Raw genomic sequence first — 18517 nt, forward strand, 5'->3', positions numbered from 1 at the left:
GTAAAGGCAGTAATGTCATAGTCGAGTAGTACTAATAATCCGTAAGCTTATGTACACCCTTTTCCCGAGTCGCAAGACTCGGGAAGAAACTTTCTCCCTTCGACTTGGCTCAGGGCAAGTCAAAATTAATACTTTTTTCTTTATCTCAGTATGTTAAGATATTATGTAATGTTGATTAGCATAAGCTAATTTACCCATTGCAAAACGACCTTAAGGTGGTTATTGCGGCGGGGCTCACCTCTTCCCATCCCGAACAGAGTAGTTAAGCCCGCCTGCGCAGATGGTACTGCAGTTATGTGGGAGAGTATGTCGTCGCCTTTCTTTTAAAAACCCTTATCCTAATCGGATAAGGGTTTTTTTTTGTTTAATTGTCCCGTGCTAAAATAGCGATACATAAAAGTATTTTTATCGAGAAACCGGATCATAAAAGCTTTGCTAAGGTCATAAAATAAGTCAACGTCTTTAAATAATTTCATAAACATCGCTGGTAAGTTTCAACTGTTACCGCTCTTATAAGATACTCATACTCTGAAACAAGAGGTTCATTCATTTTGTTATAATTTAGCCTAGCTACTTGATTTTATTTATTTAATGATATCTCTTTATATTATCCTGTTTTTAGGATTGGTCATGATTTTTATAGTTATTCTAATTATATCCCATGACATTCTAACTGAATTATACTGATTTTCGCCACCTTTATAAATGTAATGCTATTTTAAGATGAATATATCCTCCTCCGAATCACTTTTAATCTAAATAGATCAAGTCTTATTATCTTTAACTTTGGTTTAATTTTGTTATTTTTGCATTATGGAAGACAATTTAAAACGACTCAATAAATTTATTGGAGAAACTGGGTTTTGTTCTCGTAGAGAAGCTGATAAGTACATCGAGCAAGGAAGGGTCACAATTAATGGAATCGTTCCGGAACTGGGTACAAAAGTAAGTCCTGTTGACGAAGTGCGCATCGATGGTAAACTAATTCGTGAAAGTAGAGAGAAGCCAGTTTATTTAGCGTTTAATAAACCTGTAGGTATTGAGTGTACAACTAATTTAGATGTACATAATAATATTGTGGATTATATTAATTATCCCAAGCGAATTTTTCCTATAGGTCGATTGGATAAAGCAAGTGAAGGTTTGATATTTATGACTAACGACGGTGATATTGTAAATAAAATTCTTCGTGCTCGAAATAATCACGAAAAGGAATATACTGTGACCGTAAATAAACCCATCACCGATCGATTTATAGAACGTATGGCAAATGGTATTCCCATACTAGATACGGTAACTAGAAAATGTAAGGTGGAACAAATATCTAAATATATTTTTAAAATCGTTTTAACTCAAGGTCTAAATCGACAAATCCGTAGAATGACTGAATATTTAGGTTATGATGTAACCGCTTTAAAACGTATTCGTATTATCAACATATCACTAGATGTGCCGCTCGGTCGTTTTCGCGATTTAACTGAATTTGAGATTAACGAACTGAATATGTTAATAGCTCCTTCGAGTAAAACAGAAGAAGCTAGTTTACCTAAAAGCGATCCGACAAGTAGAAGAACAGAATTCATAAATAGAAATGATCCTAAATTTAGAAAACGAGGTGATTATTAATTTTTCTTGACTATTTCAGCTTGTAATCTTATATTCAAATTTAGTTTGGACTTTTATGTAGTATACATTAAAGTTTTTACGTTATTCAATTAAGACGTACTGTAAGGTTACTAGCTTCTAATTAAAAAATCAATCGATAGTATAAAAAATGTGAGCACTAAGACTGTTGTTATTATTAAATTAAAAGATTTAATAGTAATGATTTCGCTGTAAGCGTTTTGAAGTAATTTAAATTGGTTTTTCATGTTCAAATTATTAGGGTAGTATAAAACTACGCTAGAAATTTGACCTTAATAAAATTGATGTTATAAGGTAGAGTATTTTGGGTATAAAGTATGTTTATTGATTGCCCATTGTTAAAACCATTGTTTTCTTTTAAAAAGAAATACTCCTAAAATGGAGAAAACAACCGATATTAAAACTATGATCCATAAGCCAAATGGATTTTCTTGCAATGTATTTGGTACATTCATACCATAAAAGCTCGCTATTACTGTTGGTATCATTAAAATAATAGAAATTGAAGTCATTTGCTTCATGATTGTATTCATATTGTTTGAAATTACAGAGGCATAAGCATCCATTGTTCCAGTTAAAATGTCACTATAAATATTAGTCGTCTCTTGAGCTTGTCGAAGTTCTATTTCGACATCCTCTAACAGTTCTGCATCTAGAACAACCTTTATTGATTTTAAGTTACGTATTCGGTGTAGAAGTATATCATTGCCTTTTAAAGAAGTCATAAAAAAGACTAAACATTTTTCGATCTGTAACAAGGCTTGTAGTTCCTTATTTTTAATAGATTTCTCTAAGTTGTCCTCTGCTAGTTTGATTTTTTGATTGACCTGTTTTAAGTACTTGAGGTACCATATACTAGAAGAAAGTAATAATCTAAGTACTAAGTCAAAATGATCTTTGATAGTGATTTTCTTTTTGTTGGTATACAATACGAAATCAGAAAGCATTTCTGTTTTTTGAAAACTGAGGGTTACAAATATATCATCCTTAAATACAATACCTACTGGTATAGTATGAAAAGGTAATTTTACATCATTACTTTTAATCGGAATACGCATAAGTATAAGACACCAACCATTTTCGATTTCAATACGTGGCCGTTCATCAACATCATTTATATCATTATAAAATGATTCAGGAAATTGAAGCTCTTCTATTAAGTAATTCTTTTCTTCTGGAGTTGGACTTTCGACGTTTATCCAACAATTAGGTTCCCAATTAGGTGTAGCAATTAAGCCTATATTATTTTTATAAAAAACTCTCATTTCAAAATTATGTATTGTAAAATAGCATCTTGAAATTAATCAAGAGCTAATTTAATTTAATAGCTGCCTATGGTAATCGTCCATCGTAGTAATTGTTTTAAACAGATGCAAAAGTATTCTTTATTCGAAAGGAAACATCATTTTTGGAATTTTATTAACTTAATATCTATGTTTTATAGAATAGACTTCCAATTATCGTAATAGGGTACATTTTACTGGAAATGATAGTAATTCGCATCGCTGCCATTTATATGATGCTCAATAAATTTAAAACTTTCAAAATAAATTTCTGTACCATCGACTAGTTTTAAATATGTATATTATTGTTGGTCATCAAATAAAAATGAAATAACTTGGGTATAGAGAATTTCATCATGTAATCCGTGACCTAAGCCTTTGGTTTCAATAAATGCAGCATTTTTCCATGCGGACGCAATTGTTTTACTTTGCTCAAATAGAACTACGGTATCGTCAATGTCATGCACTATAAGTCCCTTCGTTTTAACTGTAGCAGCAAAATTTTGTCCCGTAAAATCACTTAGTTCTCTTTGGAATATCTGTGTATACTTATTCTCTAAAGATTTAGTAATTTTATCATTAAGTTTTAATAGACTTGTGTAATTATGTAGTATCGTTTTAAAATCGTTAGGAGCTCCTAAAATTACTATTTTTTCAATAGAGGTGCTCTGATAATGCGATTGGTAATACAAACAGGTTTGTCCACCAAAGGAGTGACCTATTAGAAATTTAGGTTTGTATTCTTTTACTACTATATCAATCCATTCTGCATATTTTGGAATCGTAAATTCCTTACCACTTGATAATCCGTGCGCTGGTGCATCCAAGGCTATTATAGTACTTCCTGTTGCTTGTAAGTACGGAAGTGTTTTCTTCCACCTTGATGAATTACTCTCCCAACCATGAATAAGTAAAATGATTGTTTCATTACCTTCCCATATATATGTGGCTATTTCTTCTCCGTTATGTTTTATCTTTTTATGAACTGCTTTCTCTAGCGTCTTTGGCATTTTACCAGATAAGATCTTTCCTTTTCTAGGTTGGCTAAACAGAGAGAAAGCCATTAAATTTGCTTTTTCGATAGAAGCAAAACTCAATAGATTGAGATATATACCAACAGATTTGGTGAAGATAAGATAAAAAGCTTTTTTCATATATAAAAGAAAGCCACGCTTGTTGGCGTGGCTCGTATTGTTTTTAGAAAGTAGAAAATAAATTTTCCATTTTTTCTTTTTCTTCTTCAGCTAGTGAGCTATCTACTAAGATTCTTCCAGAGTGTTCATCAGTTATAATTTTCTTTCTCGAAGCAATCTCAACTTGAGTTTGTGGAGGTATAGTAAAGAAAGATCCAGCAGATGCTCCTCTTTCGATAGAAACTACAGCCAGTCCGTTACGTACACTAGAACGAATTCTATCGTAAGCAGCCAATAAACGGTCTTCGATAGTACCTCTGTATTCTGCAGATTTTTCAGTTAAGAAAGTTTCTTCTTTAGCAGTTTCAGATAAAATATCTTCTAGTTCTGCTTTTTTGTGTTTTAAGTGGTTTGATTTTAATTCCAATCTCTCTTTAGACTGAGAAATAACCTCTTTTTTGTGTTCGATCGAAGCTTTCATTTCTTTAATTTGCTTTTCAGCTAATTGAATTTCAAGTTCTTGAAACTCTACTTCTTTAGTTAAAGAATTGAATTCTCTGTTGTTACGAACAGTTTCTTGTTGTTTTGTGTATTTTTTTATAGACTCTTTGTGCTCATCTATAGCATTTTTTTTCGCTTTGATTTGATCTTCAATAGTCTCAAGATCGCTTCTTAATTTTTCAGAACGTGTACTTAAGCCTGCTACTTCATCTTCTAAATCCTCTACTTCTAAAGGAAGTTCTCCTCTCACGTTTCTAATTTCGTCAATTCTGGTGTCGATTAATTGTAAATCATAAATCGCTCTTAACTTTTCCTCAACGCTTAATTCTTTCGTATTCGTCATATTCTATAGGTACTTAACTGGATTTGTATTTTCTTCAGATAAAATGATTGCAAAATTAAGTATTTTTTTCGTAAGATAGTCAACAATATAGTTTTTTGTATAGCGTTCTGATTCAAAATGTCCAATATCTGCCAAAATAAGTTGATTTTCAGCTTCATAAAACTGATGGTACTTCAAATCGGCAGTCAAAAAAGCATCGGCACCCGAATTAATTGCATTTTTTATTGCATAGCTACCCGAACCTCCAAGGACGGCTACTTTTTTAATTTCCTTGCCTAAATAGGCCGAATGTCTAATGCCATCTGCTTTCATTTTATCTTTAACCATTAACATAAACTCTTCTTCCTTCATTGGTTTTTCCAAATCACCAACCATTCCCAAACCAATATTTTGGTGCGTATTTAAAATATCGTACAATTCATAAGCTACTTCTTCATAGATATGATTGGAAAATAGAGCTTTTAAAATTTTACTTTCTAAATGTTTTTCAAAAGTTACTTCAATTTTAATTTCGTTACTTTCTATAAATTCAAATTGTGCACCGATCTGTGGGTTGCTATCCGCGTTCCCCATGTAAGTACCTATACCACTACTATTGAAACTACAATTATCATAATTTCCGATATTGCCTGCTCCAGCATCAAATAAGGCAGTTCTCACCTTTGCAGCATTTTCTGGAATTGTGTAGGTTACTAATTTACGTATAAAGTTCGTTTTCGGAATCAGTACTTTTGTATTCTTTAAGCCTAGTACATTGCAGAATATTTTGTTGACACCATCCTGGTGGTTGTCAAGAGCAGTATGAATGGCGTAAATTGCTATATCATTTTTTATAGCTTTTAATACAGCTCTTTCTACATAATTTTTACCGGTAATATTTTTCAGTCCGGAAAATAGAATGGGGTGAAAGCATGCAACGAGATTACAGTTCTTACGTATCGCTTCTTCTATCACACTTTCAAGGGCGTCATGACAAACCAAAACTCCAGTTGCTTCAGCATTTATGTCACCAACCAGCAGGCCTACATTATCAAAATCTTCGGCGTATCCTAATGGAGCCATTTCTTCGAGGACGGAAAGAATTTCATTTATTTTCAAAATATAAGTTTTAATTTAAAGTTTTGGGCGTGTCCTAATATAGACAGGTCGTTCCTTCCAGCTATATTAGAGCAGGCTTTTCGCTACAATCTTTTTTGAGGTAACATCTCAAAAAAGGATTTCTGCTCCAATCCTTCACGCACATTAGTGATTACCATTTTATTTGATTTTTATATCTAAATAATTGCGTTAATATTTAACCGTAAAATCAATTTATAACTTCAAATATAAATTAATTTAAAGTAATAAGATTTCGAGGTTTAATATTTTAAAAAAAATATTCTTGTAAGTACGAGATTTAGTTGATTGATTAAACTAGGATATAATAGCTGGGGAGACGCATTGCTTTAATTTTGTATATTTGCGATTGACAATCAACCGTGATTACCATAACAATTATAAACTATTAGGTAAAACTCGTGTTTGTTTTGATCTAAAAGGAGTCATTGTTCACAGTGCTATTACAAAGGCTTTTATTCGAGTTATAAATATGAAAACAGTTCGCAAATTACTTTTTCCTTTTTCCCTATTATATGGAGTAATATTAGCCATTCGAAATTTTCTTTTTGACAAAGAAATATTAAAATCAAATTCATTCAGTTTACCAATTATTGCGGTAGGCAATTTAAGTGTAGGTGGTACGGGTAAAACACCTCAGATTGAATATTTAGTTCGTATTCTCTGTGATAATTATAAAGTTGCCACATTAAGTCGTGGTTATAAAAGGCAGTCTGAGGGATTTATTTTAGCAGATGAAACGTCAAATGCAGTGACGATGGGTGATGAACCTTTTCAATACTATAAAAAATTCCCAAAAATTCAAGTTGCAGTAGATGTTGATCGCTCAAACGGAATACGACAATTGCTAATTCAAAACAGTATTCCCGAAATTATATTGTTAGATGACGCCTATCAGCACAGGAAGGTGAAGGCAGGGCTATACATTTTACTCACCTCATTTGGTAATTTATATGTTGATGATTTCATATTGCCGATGGGTAATTTAAGAGAAAGTTGTTCTGGTGATAGAAGAGCCAAGATTATTATTGTAACTAAATGTCCGCCATTACTTTCAAGAAAGGAGCAAGAAAATATTGCAGATAAGTTGAATTTGAATCAGAAGCAAGAACTGTATTTTTCAAGTATAAAATATGGTACTGAAGTTTTTAATGCTTCAAGACAATTGACTGTTGCTTCGCTAGAAAGTGTTGAAAAAGTTTTGCTAGCTGGTATTGCAAATCCAAAACCTTTCTTCGATTATTTAAAGAGGGAGGATGATATCTGTTTGACCTATTCCGATCACCATAATTTTTCAGATCAAGATTTACTCTCAATTCAATCAAAAGCAGGTGGCAGGCTGATTATTACTACTGAAAAGGATTATGTTCGACTAAAAGATAGTATTCTCAAAGATCAACTCTATTATTTACCTATTCAAACCGTACTGTTGGCAGATGCAGAAAAATTTGAAAATACTATTAAGACATATGTTAAACGATATTTAAAAAAGTAATTTAAATAAAAAATCAACCTTATCACTAATGGATAAGGTTGATTTTTTTATTTTACATTGAGAATATCAATATTTGTTTGTTACTACAATTTAAAACCGTAAGCCAAACGTAATGCAATTTGATTGGTGTCGTATTCAGTATATCCTTCATATCTTACACTCACATCAACATATTTTGTAGCATATCCAATTCCTGGAGCATACAGGTAAGTGTGCTGGTTTGACTTGTTAGTTACAGCAAAAGCTCCACCAACTTCACCCAAAACGTAAAAACGATCTTCCCATACAAAAGCTTTGAAACCAGCTTTTACAGGTATTATACCAAGATCAGGACGATCATTGCTTATAAAAAGATTTGTGAATCCTGTAGTCAAAATCAAAGAAGTTTGTTTTGATAAATCGTATTGTAACCTTGCGTCTGCTCCCACAGCATAGTTGTAAAAATCTTCATCTGTTGGTGCTCCTACATTCAAACCAAATCCTAAACGGAAGTTTTGATCATAATTCGATTTTTTTTGTGCAAATGTTGTAGCACTCATAAATAGTACGCATGCTAATAAAACTAGGTTTTTGATTTTTGACGTCATTTTAATAATTTTTAATTTAATAATAATTTTAATCCTTGTTAACAATATTGATGCCACAGTCAATAATGTGTCAACAAAAGTATTGCTTTGATTAAACGTAATGTTATACGATTTATTAGAATTGTTATAGAATTTATAGATTGTAAGAATGATTGCTCATGTTGACTTATAAAATGGTTCAAACTTGAATAAATTAAAAGCATCTACTTACCTTTGCAAACTCAAAAAAAATCACAAGTGACTTTATCAATTTACACTAAAGAATTCTCATATAATTTTAAATTGGCCTACCCTATTATTATAGGTATGCTAGGGCATACCATTGTTGGTATTGTCGACAATGTGATGGTGGGGCGTATTGGCCCTACGGAATTAGCCGCCGCATCTCTGGCTAATAGTTTGGTTTTTGTAGCAATGTCATTAGGAATAGGTTTCTCTACTGCGATTACCCCTATGGCAGCTTCAGCAGATGGTAAAAAAGATATTCCAGCGGGGAGAAATGCTTTTCATCACGGACTGTATTTGTGCACAATATTGGGGTTATTACTTTTTGGAGTTATTTTAATAGCTAAGCCATTTATTGGGATGATGGGACAGCCAGATAATGTAGTGGCATTGGCTCGCCCCTTTATGGATATTGTGGCCTTTTCTCTAGTGCCATTAATTATTTTCCAAGGGTATAAACAATTTGCAGATGGAATGAGTGAAACAAAATATTCAATGTGGGCAACACTTCTGGGTAATGTTGTTAATATTGTTCTTAATTATGTGCTTATTTATGGTATTTGGATTTTTCCAGAAATGGGTTTCATAGGTGCCGCAGTAGGAACCTTAGTTTCTAGATTTGTGATGCTAGGATATATGCATTATAAAATGAAGAAGAACGTAAAATTTCATCCATTTTTTGAAGGTTTTTCGATAAAGAAAATTCAAAGGTCTATTAACATAGAAATTGTAAAGCTCGGTGCACCTTCAGCGATGCAAATGTTTTTTGAAGTAGGTTTGTTTACTGGAGCAGTATGGCTCTCTGGTCGATTGGGGATAGCGAATCAAGCTGCTAATCAGATTGCACTAAGCCTAGCTTCGTTTACTTTTATGTTTGCAATGGGATTAAGTGTTGCAGCAACGATACGTGTAGGGAATCAAAAAGGTTTGGGAGATTATAAGAAACTTAGAATTGCAGCACTTTCAATATTTCTGCTGGCTATTTTACTCGAAATAGTATTTGCAATCGTATTTATATTATTTCACGATTACTTACCATTATGGTTTATTGACCAAAATAATTTGGCTGATTTAGTAAAAAATACTGAGGTGGTGAAAATAGCTTCTCAGCTTTTGCTTGTTGCAGCTATATTTCAGATATCTGATGGAATACAAGTGGTGATGCTTGGCGCTTTACGTGGCCTACAAGATGTAAAAATCCCGATGTATATTACTTTTATTGCCTATTGGGTAGTTGGTTTTCCCGTTTGTATCTGGTTGGGATTGTTTACAGACTTAAAGGCAGCTGGTATATGGATTGGACTTTTGGCGGGTTTAACAACTGCGGCTATATTTTTGTATCTTCGCTTTAATTATTTAACTAAAAAATTGATTACAAATCAATACGATTAATAAGCTGCTTTTTAAATTAAAAATATTAATACATAACTTATAACGCTGATAATGGAATTACCAAAATTTTTATTAGGTGACAATACAGATTGTCCAGAAGATATTTTTATCATTCACTTAGATTATCCACGATTCATTATTAACTTAAAAGATGATGAAGTAGAATTTATAGAAGAAGCAGAAGATCTTGACGAAGCGGAATTAAATGTAGAAATGGAAGGCTTAATCGAAGCTGCAAATTCATTCTATGACCGTGAGATGGAACGCTACGAGAAAGAGTAGTAAATTATTCAAGAAAAAAAGAAAGCACAAATCGGAAATGGTTTGTGCTTTTTTCGTTTATTTCTCGTGAGGAATTAGTTCACTATAGCCTTATCTACGCAGGATATTGGTCAATATTGTTTTTAGTATATTTAGTTACTTATTTAATTTTTCTTCAAATGAAAGAAGTCGCGGGGAGAGTTGTTGACTTTAATTGTTGATGGTGAATTAAAGCGCAAAAAAAAATCCGATTCACTTTCGTAAATCGGATTTTTATATATTTAAAAGAGATGATCTTATAAGTGAATTACTTCTCCGTAAGCATCTGCAACAGCTTCCATAACCGCTTCACTCATTGTTGGGTGAGGGTGAATAGATTTTAATATTTCATGACCAGTAGTTTCTAGCTTACGTGCTACGACTGCTTCTGCGATCATATCTGTAACACCAGCACCAATCATGTGGCATCCTAACCATTCTCCGTATTTAGCATCAAAGATAACTTTTACAAATCCGTCAGAATTTCCAGAAGCTTGCGCTTTTCCAGAAGCTGAGAATGGGAACTTACCAATTTTTAAGTCGTATCCTTTTTCTTTTGCTTGTTTTTCAGTCATACCAACTGAAGCAATTTCTGGAGTAGCATAAGTACATCCCGGTACGTTTCCGTAGTCGATTGGATCTACATGCATTCCAGCAATTTTCTCTACACAGTTGATTCCTTCTGCAGAAGCAACGTGAGCTAAAGCTTGCCCTGGCGTTACATCACCAATTGCATAATAACCTGGGATATTTGTAACGTTGTATGCGTTTACCAAGATTTTATCTCTATCGGTTACAATACCTACTTCTTCAAGTCCAATATTTTCGATGTTTGTTTTGATTCCTACAGCAGACAATAAAATGTCAGCTTCAAGAACTACTTCACCTTTAGCCGTTTTAACAAAGGCTTTAACTCCTTTTCCAGTTGTGTCAATGCGCTCAACAGAAGAGTTAACCATTACATCAATTCCAGATTTTTTCAAAGATTTCTCCATTTGCTTAGAAATATCTTCATCTTCAACAGGAACAACATTTGGCATGAATTCTACAATAGTCACTTTAGTTCCCATTGAATTGTAAAAATGAGCAAATTCAACTCCAATTGCACCAGAACCTACAACAATCATAGACTCAGGTTGTTTTGGTAATGACATTGCTTGACGGTAACCAATTACTTTTTCACCATCTTGAGGCAAGTTTGGCAACTCACGAGAGCGAGCTCCTGTAGCAATAATTATATGGTCAGCACTGTATTCAGTTACTTTATTATCTTTATCAGTAACATCAATTTTTTTACCTGGTTTGATTTTTCCAAAACCGAGTATAACATCAATTTTGTTTTTCTTCATCAAGAAAGTAACTCCTTTACTCATTCCCGAGGCAACACCACGACTACGTTGAATAACGGCAGGAAAGTCTTTGTCAAAAGAAGATACAGTCAAACCGTAATCAGAAGCGTGTTTTAAGTAATCAAATACTTGAGCAGATTTTAATAATGCTTTTGTTGGGATACAACCCCAGTTCAAACAAATCCCTCCAAGACTTTCTTTCTCAATTACAGCTACTTTAAAACCTAACTGTGACGCTCTAATGGCTGTTACATATCCCCCAGGACCGCTTCCTAAAACTATGATGTCGTACTTCATTTTTTTTGCTATTTTATATTTTAATGCTAAAGATCAACTTGCTAAGTCAACTGATTTTTGAATTTCATAATAACAATTGAATCGCAATTGCGAAATTACGGATTTATTTTAAAAGATGATTTAAAACTTTATTGAATTACTAATATAAAGGGTTATTTCACAGAGATTGTTAGGAAAGTGAAATTTATACGTTTCATGCTATCGCTTTCAAATTTTTAAAAGAATGGATTAATCACTTTAGTGTGACAATTAGTATGATGTTTTATGATTTGTAAAAGCACTTCATTTAATCTAATTGGCTACTGTAAATTGAGAGTCATATAAGTTCTTGTAATAACCAGTTGCTTTTTCTATTAATTCTTGGTGTGTACCTTGTTCTACAATCAAACCCTGATCCATTACAACAATTTTATCAGCATTAACTATGGTTGCGAGACGGTGTGCAATTACAATTGATGTTCTGCCTTTTGTAATAGTTTCCGTTGCACGCTGAATCAATTCTTCAGAATAAGTATCTATCGATGAAGTTGCCTCATCTAAAATTAAGATACTAGGATTACTTACATAAGCGCGCAAGAACGCAATCAATTGGCGTTGCCCCGACGATAACATTACGCCTCTCTCTTTTACATCAAAATCGTAATTATCAGGAAGACTCATAATAAATTCGTGTACTCCAATTTCCTTGGCTGCTTTATACACATCATCTCTAGTAATCTCGGGATTGTTAAGAGTGATATTGTTGTAAATTGTATCTGCAAACAAGAATACATCTTGCAGAACAACAGCAATTTGCTTGCGTAAAGAACTTAATGTATAGTTTTCTATATTTCTATTATCGATAAAAATAGATCCTTCATTAATTTCGTAAAAACGATTTAGTAGATTAATGATCGTTGATTTACCAGCACCAGTAGAACCTACAATAGCTACGGTATCACCAGCATTTACTTCTAGATTGATTCCTTTAATAACTTCTTCATTTGGAATATAACCAAAACGTACATCTTTAAACGAAATATTTCCGTTGAAAACCGGTGCTTCAAGCGTTCCCGTATCTTGAGTCTGATCTTGCGTATCCAAAATTTCGAACACACGATTTGCAGCAATCATACCCAGTTGCATCTCGTTAAATTTATCTGCAATTTGTCGCAAAGGGTTAAATAACATTCCAATAAACATAGTGTAAGAGAAAAGATCTCCAAAAGTAGTAAATGTATCCCCATTAAGGATTTTAAGTCCGCCGTAAAGCACTACAAATCCTAACGCTAATGATGAAATAATATCAGCTATAGGGAAGAAAATGGAGTTATATAAAATGGTTTTTATCCAGGCTGTTTTATGTTTGTGATTGATGTTTTTGAATTTCTCTGACTCGATATTTTCGCGGTTAAAGAGTTGCACAATCTTCATGCCTGTTACGCGCTCTTGTACAAAAGTATTCATGTTGGAGATTTCGTTACGTACTTCTTCAAAAGCCACCTGCATTTTGCGCTGAAAGATACGAGTAAAAAACACCAAGATAGGCATAGCAATTATTACAATCCATGTCAGTTTCCAATTCATGTAGAGCATAAAACCAAGTACGACAACCATCTTCATCAAATCACTAATGATCATAAAAAGACCTTGACTGAAAATACGCGCAATTGCTTCGATGTCAGATACAGAACGAGTTACCAGCTGCCCTACAGGGACCAAATCAAAGTATTTCATTCTAAAACTCAAAATATGTTTGAAAAGTTTAATACGAATATCTTTCACGATATCTTGCCCCAACCAGTTGGCCCAATACACAAAATAGAATTGTGAAAACACCTCCAAGAGCAACACTATTCCCATCAATGTTATGTAGCCTAAAAGTCCATTTGCATCTTCGGTTTGAATGTAGCCATCTACCGTTTGCTTTAATAAATACGGACGCAATGCCGCAAAAATAGATAGTGAAACTGCAAATACAACCACGCCATTAAAGCGCATTTTATAAGGTTTGGTATATTGTAATATTCTTTTGAATAATCGTATGTCGAATGCTTTTGCTTTCATTTTATATGCTATTTAGTTCCGTGTTTTTTGGAGCTAATTATTGATTTATTTCATTAACGTTTTGTCCTGCTATCTGTTTCAATCTTTTTATCTCAAAAAAAATAGAGATAAAAAGGATTTCCACGCCTATCAGGGCTATAGATTGGTATTTATTTTCAAAAATGCATTTTCATCCAAGTAAGGATAAACAATTTTGGTTAAGTAAAGTCCGTGTGCAGGTACCGAAGTTCCTGCCTTGTCTCTACTCTTACTTATTATGATATTCTCAAAATCATCGAGATTTATTTTATTCATCCCTACATTGACCAATGTTCCTACAATAGCTCGAACCATATTACGCAAAAATCGATTGGCGGAAATAGTAAAAACGAGATGATCTCCCAGTTTTTGCCATTTTGCCTCAAAAATGGTACAATCAAAAGTGTTAACATCTGTATTCACTTTTGAGAAACATTGAAAATCGGTATGATTAAGAAGAATTTTTGATGCTTCATTCATTAAATCAATGTCCAAACTTTGATTAAGGTACCAACTTTGATCTTGCAAAAAAACATCTTTTACAGTATTGATATGATATTGATACGTTCTCTTGGTCGCATCGAAGCGACAATGCGCTTCATCTGCCACGGTAATGATGTCATAAATTGCAATGTCTTTGGGTAGAAGGGAATTGAGTTTGTAGATTAATTTTGGAATGTCGATCTCTTTATTGTAATCAAAATGAGCAAACATTTCACGTGCATGTACACCGGTATCCGTACGTCCTGCACCCATAGCATTGATTGGAGTATTTAATATTACTGAGGCAGCATTGTTCAATGTTTCTTGTACTGACGCTGCGTTGGGCTGATATTGCCAACCATGGTAAGGTGATCCGTTATAAGCTAATTTTATAAAATATCTCAAGACTTTGTTATCGCAAATTTCTAAAGCTCAAAGGTACAAAGTTTTTGTGTTGTGAAAAGGTTAAAAGTTTAATCAAAAAGCTAAATATTCTTAGTTTACAGGCCTGCGTTAGTGATAGTGACAATGGGTTGCGGCGAAATAGAAGTACTACACATAGAGGTAAAAAGGCTCTGTACTTGCAAAGTTAACTGGGCCCATTTGTTTATTGGAAGCAAGCCTTAAAGATTGTTTTTCTACTACTAATCTTTGTATCTTTGACTTTTTAAAATTGAAAATGAAGAAGATTTTACTGCTTTCGGATACGCACAGTCATATTGATGATACGATTTTGAAATATGTAGAGCAAGCTGATGAAGTCTGGCATGCCGGAGATATCGGTGACTTGGCGGTTACGGATGTTTTGAAAAAACGCAAACCTTTGCGAGCAGTATATGGTAATATTGACGATGCTACAGCTAGATTAGAATTTCCATTAAATGACCGTTTTATGTGTGAAGGTGTGGATGTTTGGATTACGCACATTGGTGGTTATCCGGGCAAGTACAATCCTAATATTCGCAACGAGTTAACAACGAATCCGCCAAAATTATTTATTTGCGGACACTCTCATATTTTAAAAGTTCAGTTTGATAAAAAGCTTGATTTACTGCACATGAATCCTGGAGCTTGTGGTAAAAGTGGTTTTCATCAAGTGCGAACTATGTTGCGTTTTGTAATCGATGGAGATAAGATAAAAGATTTGGAGATTATCGAAATCGAAAAAAGAGCTTAATTTTACACTTATTTATAAGTAATTGGAGCTTTAATTGATATAGTGGTACCAGCGTTGATTACAGACTCAATATTGAACTTCCCGTGCATATTTTTGATTCGAGCTCTAATTTGATTGAGGCCAAACCCTTCGATTATATTAAATTTTTTAGTATCAAATCCTTTTCCGTTATCGATGATATGTATGAGTAAATTACCATCTTCTTCTTCGAGTTTTAACCTTGCTTTACTGGCTTTACTATGTTTGGTTACATTATTTAATAATTCAGTTATTATGAAATACATTTTTAACTCGAAGTCTTCCTGATATCTTTTTGAATTGTCTTGAGTGCTAATGTATTCAAATTGAATACTAGAATTAGAATTCTTTTCGCATAAATCATGAAGTGCAAAGTATAGCCCGAAACGAGCTAGGAGGGAAGGAAGTAGTTCATGGGATAGATCTCTTATCTTATCATGCGCATCTCTTAAAATATTTTTTGTCTTGATTAATTCTTCAGATTTCACAGGACTTTTGGCATTGAGGACGCTAAGATGCATATCGGCAGAAGAAAGCAATGCGCTAATATTGTCGTGTAGAAAAGAAGCAATTTTCTTTCGTTCAAACTCCTGACCGTTAATATTGGCATTGATGATGTTGCGTTGAATTTTACTCTGGATATCTTTTAATTTATTGTTTTGCTTAAGTTTAGTGTTCTGAAAGAAAAAGTAAAACAGGATAATAATGGTAAGCAATGAGGAAATAATAATTACACTAATACGTTTGTTTTTAATTTGACTCTCAATCATTAACTGCTCCTTGGTTTTAAATCGATTTTCAATATTGTCGATTTCCCTCTTGTATTCGTCAAGTTCCAAATTGATACCGACTAAGTTTGCTTTTTTTAATCTTTCCTCATCGTTGAGTTCTGCGGTAAGTTTGTTATAAGCTTGTAGATTTTGATAGGCATGTTCATAGTCTTTATTATTGTAAAGAAATTTGGAATACTCTAAATGGGTAAATGATAAATCGGATTTTTCGTCTCCGTTTTTTCCATACATAATCGCTTTTTGAAAACTTATCTCGGCATTTAAACTATCTTTCGCATAGGTAAAATACATCCCATTAAGCATATTTATGGCGACTTTTGTAAAATCATTTCCAAATTTAGGATGGTGTTTATTAATGTAATTCAAATAGGGGAGTCCTTCGTCAAATTGCTGAATATCGAAATAGGCCCAAGTAATATTTAGTTTTGTAAAAATCATTTGTGTAGTATCCTTGGCTTTTTTACTATATATTAAAGATTGTTTGTAATAATCAATACCTTTTGCATATTCTTTTTTATCGAAGCAATAAATGTTAGCAATGTTATTATTGAGCCAGTTCTTTAATTTGTAATTATTTGTTTTCTCTGCGTACAGTAATCCTTTTTTGTAGTAAAAAAATGCTTTTTCAAATTCAGTTAACTCATCAAAATTAGCAGCGATAGTATTGTAGCAGTTAGCAATTAATTCATTGTCTTTTATTAAGATAGCATATTGCAATGCTTTTCTAGACATGATGAGAGATTCTTCATTTCTATTCAGATGCATTATTCGCGTAGCTTCACGTACTAGTTCTAAGGTTTCTTTTCGAGTAGGTTTAACGTTTTGAGAATAAGCATTCTGTCCTAAACAATTGACCAAAATAAATAATGACATTAGAGCAATATGTAATGTTCTCATAATTGTGAGTGAAAAGTAGGGGTTATGCTTTGATTAAATTATTTTTAATCGCAAATTTCACAATACTTATGGTGTTTTTTGCTTTAAGTTTTTTAATGATATTTTTTCGGTGCGTTTCAACAGTATTTGTACTAATATATAATTGTTCGCTAATTTCTTTTCCGCTGTATTCTAAAGCTATTAAAATTATAATTTCGATTTCTCTTTCTGTCAAAAGTGAGTTTACAGGAGATTTGCTTTTTACCAATTTAGGTATGTTTTGAGTAGCTGTGTGAAATATTTTTTCTCTAACTACTTTACAAAAATACTCTTCACCATTAAATACTGATTGAATAGCTTCAACTATATTTTCTCCGGCACATTGCTTAGTTAGATAGCCAGATGCGCCCAATCGCATAACTTCTTTAATGATTTTTAAATCATCATAACTTGAGAGTATGATAACCTTGCAGGGGAATCCCTTCTTGTTGAATTCTTTAAGAACTTCAAGCCCGTCTTTAGTAGGCATACTTATGTCAAGAATTAGGACTTGAGTATTGTTCTTGGTCACTTCCTCAAAAAGGATATTACCGTCCAATGAAAGTCCCACTACTTCAAAATTTGAGATAGTGTTTAGTAATGTTTTCATGCCGTCAATTAAAACATGATGATCATCGGCAAGATGAATGCGTATTTTTCCTTCCATTGGATTAAAGATGAATTTTCAAATTTACAGAAAAAAACGTTATAAATACTGATTTACAATAACTCTTCCATAGTCTAATTAATGGCGTTTTAATAAGCGACCTAGTATTTGCTTAAAAAAAGAAATGTTTCGTTGCGTATTTTTTATTTTTGGGCACAAAAAAACCCGAATATAAAATTCGGGTTTTCTTCGCACTAATAAACTAAGTTTATAGGTTTACCTCAATCTGTCCACAGATTTTACAAGATCTTCATCCTTTTTGATGGCCTTGTTAGCTAATACTAACAACACGATAGAAAAAATAGGTAGAAACATCCCAATACCTTTCTCAGAAACAATTTCTGTTTCTCCAGATACATTAAGTGAACGATATACAAACAATCCTAATAAAATTAAATTTAATATTATGTTCAATCTGCCAATGACAAATTGATTTTTTCTATTTTTATAAGAAAGGATACCTACAACACTAAGTGTTGTGCTTAAACCCAAAAGTATTACATAAACCTGGTTTTGCATAAAGTAGAAATCTACTCCGTCATTTACAGTCCATAAAGGAAAGATGAAAGGTAAAATTCCTGTTACTACAAAAGCTAGAAATAAATAAATGGTTTGAATTCTCTGTATCATTAAAAAGCATTATTTGTTTTACAAAAATATATTTTCTTTTTTTAAAATACTATTGTATCATTAGATTTTATTCGTATTATTGCAAAACAATACCGTAAGCACTTCAT

General features: G+C 32.8%; 16 protein-coding genes and 1 rRNA gene. 6 read left to right on the forward strand and 11 right to left on the reverse strand.

Annotated features, from left to right (window positions below; genetic code table 11):
* The first annotated feature begins 211 nt into the window (after positions 1 to 211).
* A 5S ribosomal RNA gene (gene rrf / locus LXH21_RS11100) occupies positions 212 to 321 on the forward strand.
* Between the two features lie 492 nt (positions 322 to 813).
* Positions 814 to 1626, forward strand: a complete 813-nt coding sequence (rluF, locus tag LXH21_RS11105; protein WP_239865797.1) for a 23S rRNA pseudouridine(2604) synthase RluF — start codon at positions 814 to 816, stop codon at positions 1624 to 1626.
* Between the two features lie 356 nt (positions 1627 to 1982).
* Here the strand turns inward: rluF and LXH21_RS11110 are convergent, their stop codons facing one another.
* The 4 genes from LXH21_RS11110 to LXH21_RS11125 form a co-directional block, all read right to left on the reverse strand.
* On the reverse strand, positions 1983 to 2909 hold the full coding sequence (locus LXH21_RS11110; protein ID WP_239865798.1) for a magnesium transporter CorA family protein: 927 nt from the start codon (positions 2907 to 2909) through the stop codon (positions 1983 to 1985).
* 320 nt (positions 2910 to 3229) lie between these two features.
* Positions 3230 to 4081: an alpha/beta hydrolase gene (locus LXH21_RS11115; RefSeq protein ID WP_239865800.1), complete on the reverse strand. Its 852-nt coding sequence runs from the start codon at positions 4079 to 4081 to the stop codon at positions 3230 to 3232.
* 43 nt (positions 4082 to 4124) lie between these two features.
* The gene (locus LXH21_RS11120; protein ID WP_239865802.1) at positions 4125 to 4904 is read right to left on the reverse strand and encodes a zinc ribbon domain-containing protein; all 780 of its coding nucleotides are present in this window, start codon (positions 4902 to 4904) and stop codon (positions 4125 to 4127) included.
* A gap of 3 nt (positions 4905 to 4907) precedes the next feature.
* The gene (locus tag LXH21_RS11125; protein ID WP_239865803.1) at positions 4908 to 6002 is read right to left on the reverse strand and encodes a Nif3-like dinuclear metal center hexameric protein; all 1095 of its coding nucleotides are present in this window, start codon (positions 6000 to 6002) and stop codon (positions 4908 to 4910) included.
* Between the two features lie 490 nt (positions 6003 to 6492).
* On the opposite strand from LXH21_RS11125, the gene lpxK reads away from it, so the two are divergent.
* Complete coding sequence (gene lpxK / locus LXH21_RS11130) at positions 6493 to 7515, forward strand: tetraacyldisaccharide 4'-kinase (RefSeq protein ID WP_239865804.1); 1023 nt, start codon at positions 6493 to 6495, stop codon at positions 7513 to 7515.
* An 83-nt stretch (positions 7516 to 7598) separates the two neighbouring features.
* On the opposite strand, the gene LXH21_RS11135 is transcribed toward lpxK, so the two are convergent.
* On the reverse strand, positions 7599 to 8102 hold the full coding sequence (locus LXH21_RS11135) for a hypothetical protein (protein WP_239865805.1): 504 nt from the start codon (positions 8100 to 8102) through the stop codon (positions 7599 to 7601).
* A 237-nt stretch (positions 8103 to 8339) separates the two neighbouring features.
* Here LXH21_RS11135 and LXH21_RS11140 point away from each other — a divergent pair, with 237 nt between their 5' ends.
* Both LXH21_RS11140 and LXH21_RS11145 read left to right on the forward strand, forming a co-directional pair.
* Positions 8340 to 9719 carry an MATE family efflux transporter gene (locus tag LXH21_RS11140; RefSeq protein ID WP_239865806.1) on the forward strand — a complete coding sequence of 460 codons (1380 nt, stop codon included), beginning with the start codon at positions 8340 to 8342 and terminating at the stop codon, positions 9717 to 9719.
* Between the two features lie 51 nt (positions 9720 to 9770).
* Entirely contained in the window at positions 9771 to 10001 is a 231-nt protein-coding gene (locus LXH21_RS11145) for a hypothetical protein (protein ID WP_239865807.1), read from the forward strand.
* Between the two features lie 275 nt (positions 10002 to 10276).
* On the opposite strand, the gene lpdA is transcribed toward LXH21_RS11145, so the two are convergent.
* From lpdA to truA, 3 genes are all read right to left on the reverse strand, one after another.
* Positions 10277 to 11665, reverse strand: coding sequence for a dihydrolipoyl dehydrogenase (gene lpdA, locus LXH21_RS11150; protein WP_239865808.1), 1389 nt, complete (start codon positions 11663 to 11665; stop codon positions 10277 to 10279).
* Between the two features lie 291 nt (positions 11666 to 11956).
* On the reverse strand, positions 11957 to 13711 hold the full coding sequence (locus LXH21_RS11155; protein WP_239865809.1) for an ABC transporter ATP-binding protein: 1755 nt from the start codon (positions 13709 to 13711) through the stop codon (positions 11957 to 11959).
* Positions 13712 to 13846: 135 nt separating this feature from the next.
* Positions 13847 to 14617, reverse strand: a complete 771-nt coding sequence (gene truA, locus LXH21_RS11160) for a tRNA pseudouridine(38-40) synthase TruA (RefSeq protein ID WP_239865811.1) — start codon at positions 14615 to 14617, stop codon at positions 13847 to 13849.
* A gap of 274 nt (positions 14618 to 14891) precedes the next feature.
* Here truA and LXH21_RS11165 point away from each other — a divergent pair, with 274 nt between their 5' ends.
* Positions 14892 to 15389: a metallophosphoesterase family protein gene (locus LXH21_RS11165; RefSeq protein WP_239865813.1), complete on the forward strand. Its 498-nt coding sequence runs from the start codon at positions 14892 to 14894 to the stop codon at positions 15387 to 15389.
* An 8-nt stretch (positions 15390 to 15397) separates the two neighbouring features.
* On the opposite strand, the gene LXH21_RS11170 is transcribed toward LXH21_RS11165, so the two are convergent.
* The 3 genes from LXH21_RS11170 to LXH21_RS11180 all read right to left on the reverse strand — a co-directional run bounded on the left by LXH21_RS11170 (position 15398) and on the right by LXH21_RS11180 (position 18410).
* Positions 15398 to 17095 (reverse strand): sensor histidine kinase, encoded by a 1698-nt coding sequence (locus tag LXH21_RS11170; protein WP_239865815.1) that lies wholly within the window; start codon positions 17093 to 17095, stop codon positions 15398 to 15400.
* Positions 17096 to 17117: 22 nt separating this feature from the next.
* Entirely contained in the window at positions 17118 to 17780 is a 663-nt protein-coding gene (locus LXH21_RS11175) for a response regulator transcription factor (RefSeq protein ID WP_239865817.1), read from the reverse strand.
* Positions 17781 to 17996: 216 nt separating this feature from the next.
* Positions 17997 to 18410, reverse strand: a complete 414-nt coding sequence (locus LXH21_RS11180; protein WP_239865819.1) for a DUF4293 domain-containing protein — start codon at positions 18408 to 18410, stop codon at positions 17997 to 17999.
* Positions 18411 to 18517: the final 107 nt, after the last annotated feature.

This window comes from Flavobacterium algicola (genome assembly GCF_022399565.1).
GTDB classification, from domain to species: domain Bacteria; phylum Bacteroidota; class Bacteroidia; order Flavobacteriales; family Flavobacteriaceae; genus Flavobacterium; species Flavobacterium algicola.

Excerpts from the sequence above, each read along its gene's own strand:
- rluF (WP_239865797.1), top strand. The coding sequence starts at position 814 with ATGGAAGACAATTTAAAACGACTCAATAAATTTATTGGAGAAACTGGG.
- lpxK (WP_239865804.1), top strand. The coding sequence starts at position 6,493 with ATGAAAACAGTTCGCAAATTACTTTTTCCTTTTTCCCTATTATATGGA.
- LXH21_RS11175 (WP_239865817.1), bottom strand. The coding sequence starts at position 17,780 with ATGGAAGGAAAAATACGCATTCATCTTGCCGATGATCATCATGTTTTA.
- LXH21_RS11145 (WP_239865807.1), top strand. The coding sequence starts at position 9,771 with ATGGAATTACCAAAATTTTTATTAGGTGACAATACAGATTGTCCAGAA.
- lpdA (WP_239865808.1), bottom strand. The coding sequence starts at position 11,665 with ATGAAGTACGACATCATAGTTTTAGGAAGCGGTCCTGGGGGATATGTA.
- LXH21_RS11110 (WP_239865798.1), bottom strand. The coding sequence starts at position 2,909 with ATGAGAGTTTTTTATAAAAATAATATAGGCTTAATTGCTACACCTAAT.
- LXH21_RS11170 (WP_239865815.1), bottom strand. The coding sequence starts at position 17,095 with ATGAGAACATTACATATTGCTCTAATGTCATTATTTATTTTGGTCAAT.
- LXH21_RS11155 (WP_239865809.1), bottom strand. The coding sequence starts at position 13,711 with ATGAAAGCAAAAGCATTCGACATACGATTATTCAAAAGAATATTACAA.
- LXH21_RS11180 (WP_239865819.1), bottom strand. The coding sequence starts at position 18,410 with ATGATACAGAGAATTCAAACCATTTATTTATTTCTAGCTTTTGTAGTA.
- LXH21_RS11115 (WP_239865800.1), bottom strand. The coding sequence starts at position 4,081 with ATGAAAAAAGCTTTTTATCTTATCTTCACCAAATCTGTTGGTATATAT.
- LXH21_RS11120 (WP_239865802.1), bottom strand. The coding sequence starts at position 4,904 with ATGACGAATACGAAAGAATTAAGCGTTGAGGAAAAGTTAAGAGCGATT.
- LXH21_RS11165 (WP_239865813.1), top strand. The coding sequence starts at position 14,892 with ATGAAGAAGATTTTACTGCTTTCGGATACGCACAGTCATATTGATGAT.
- LXH21_RS11135 (WP_239865805.1), bottom strand. The coding sequence starts at position 8,102 with ATGACGTCAAAAATCAAAAACCTAGTTTTATTAGCATGCGTACTATTT.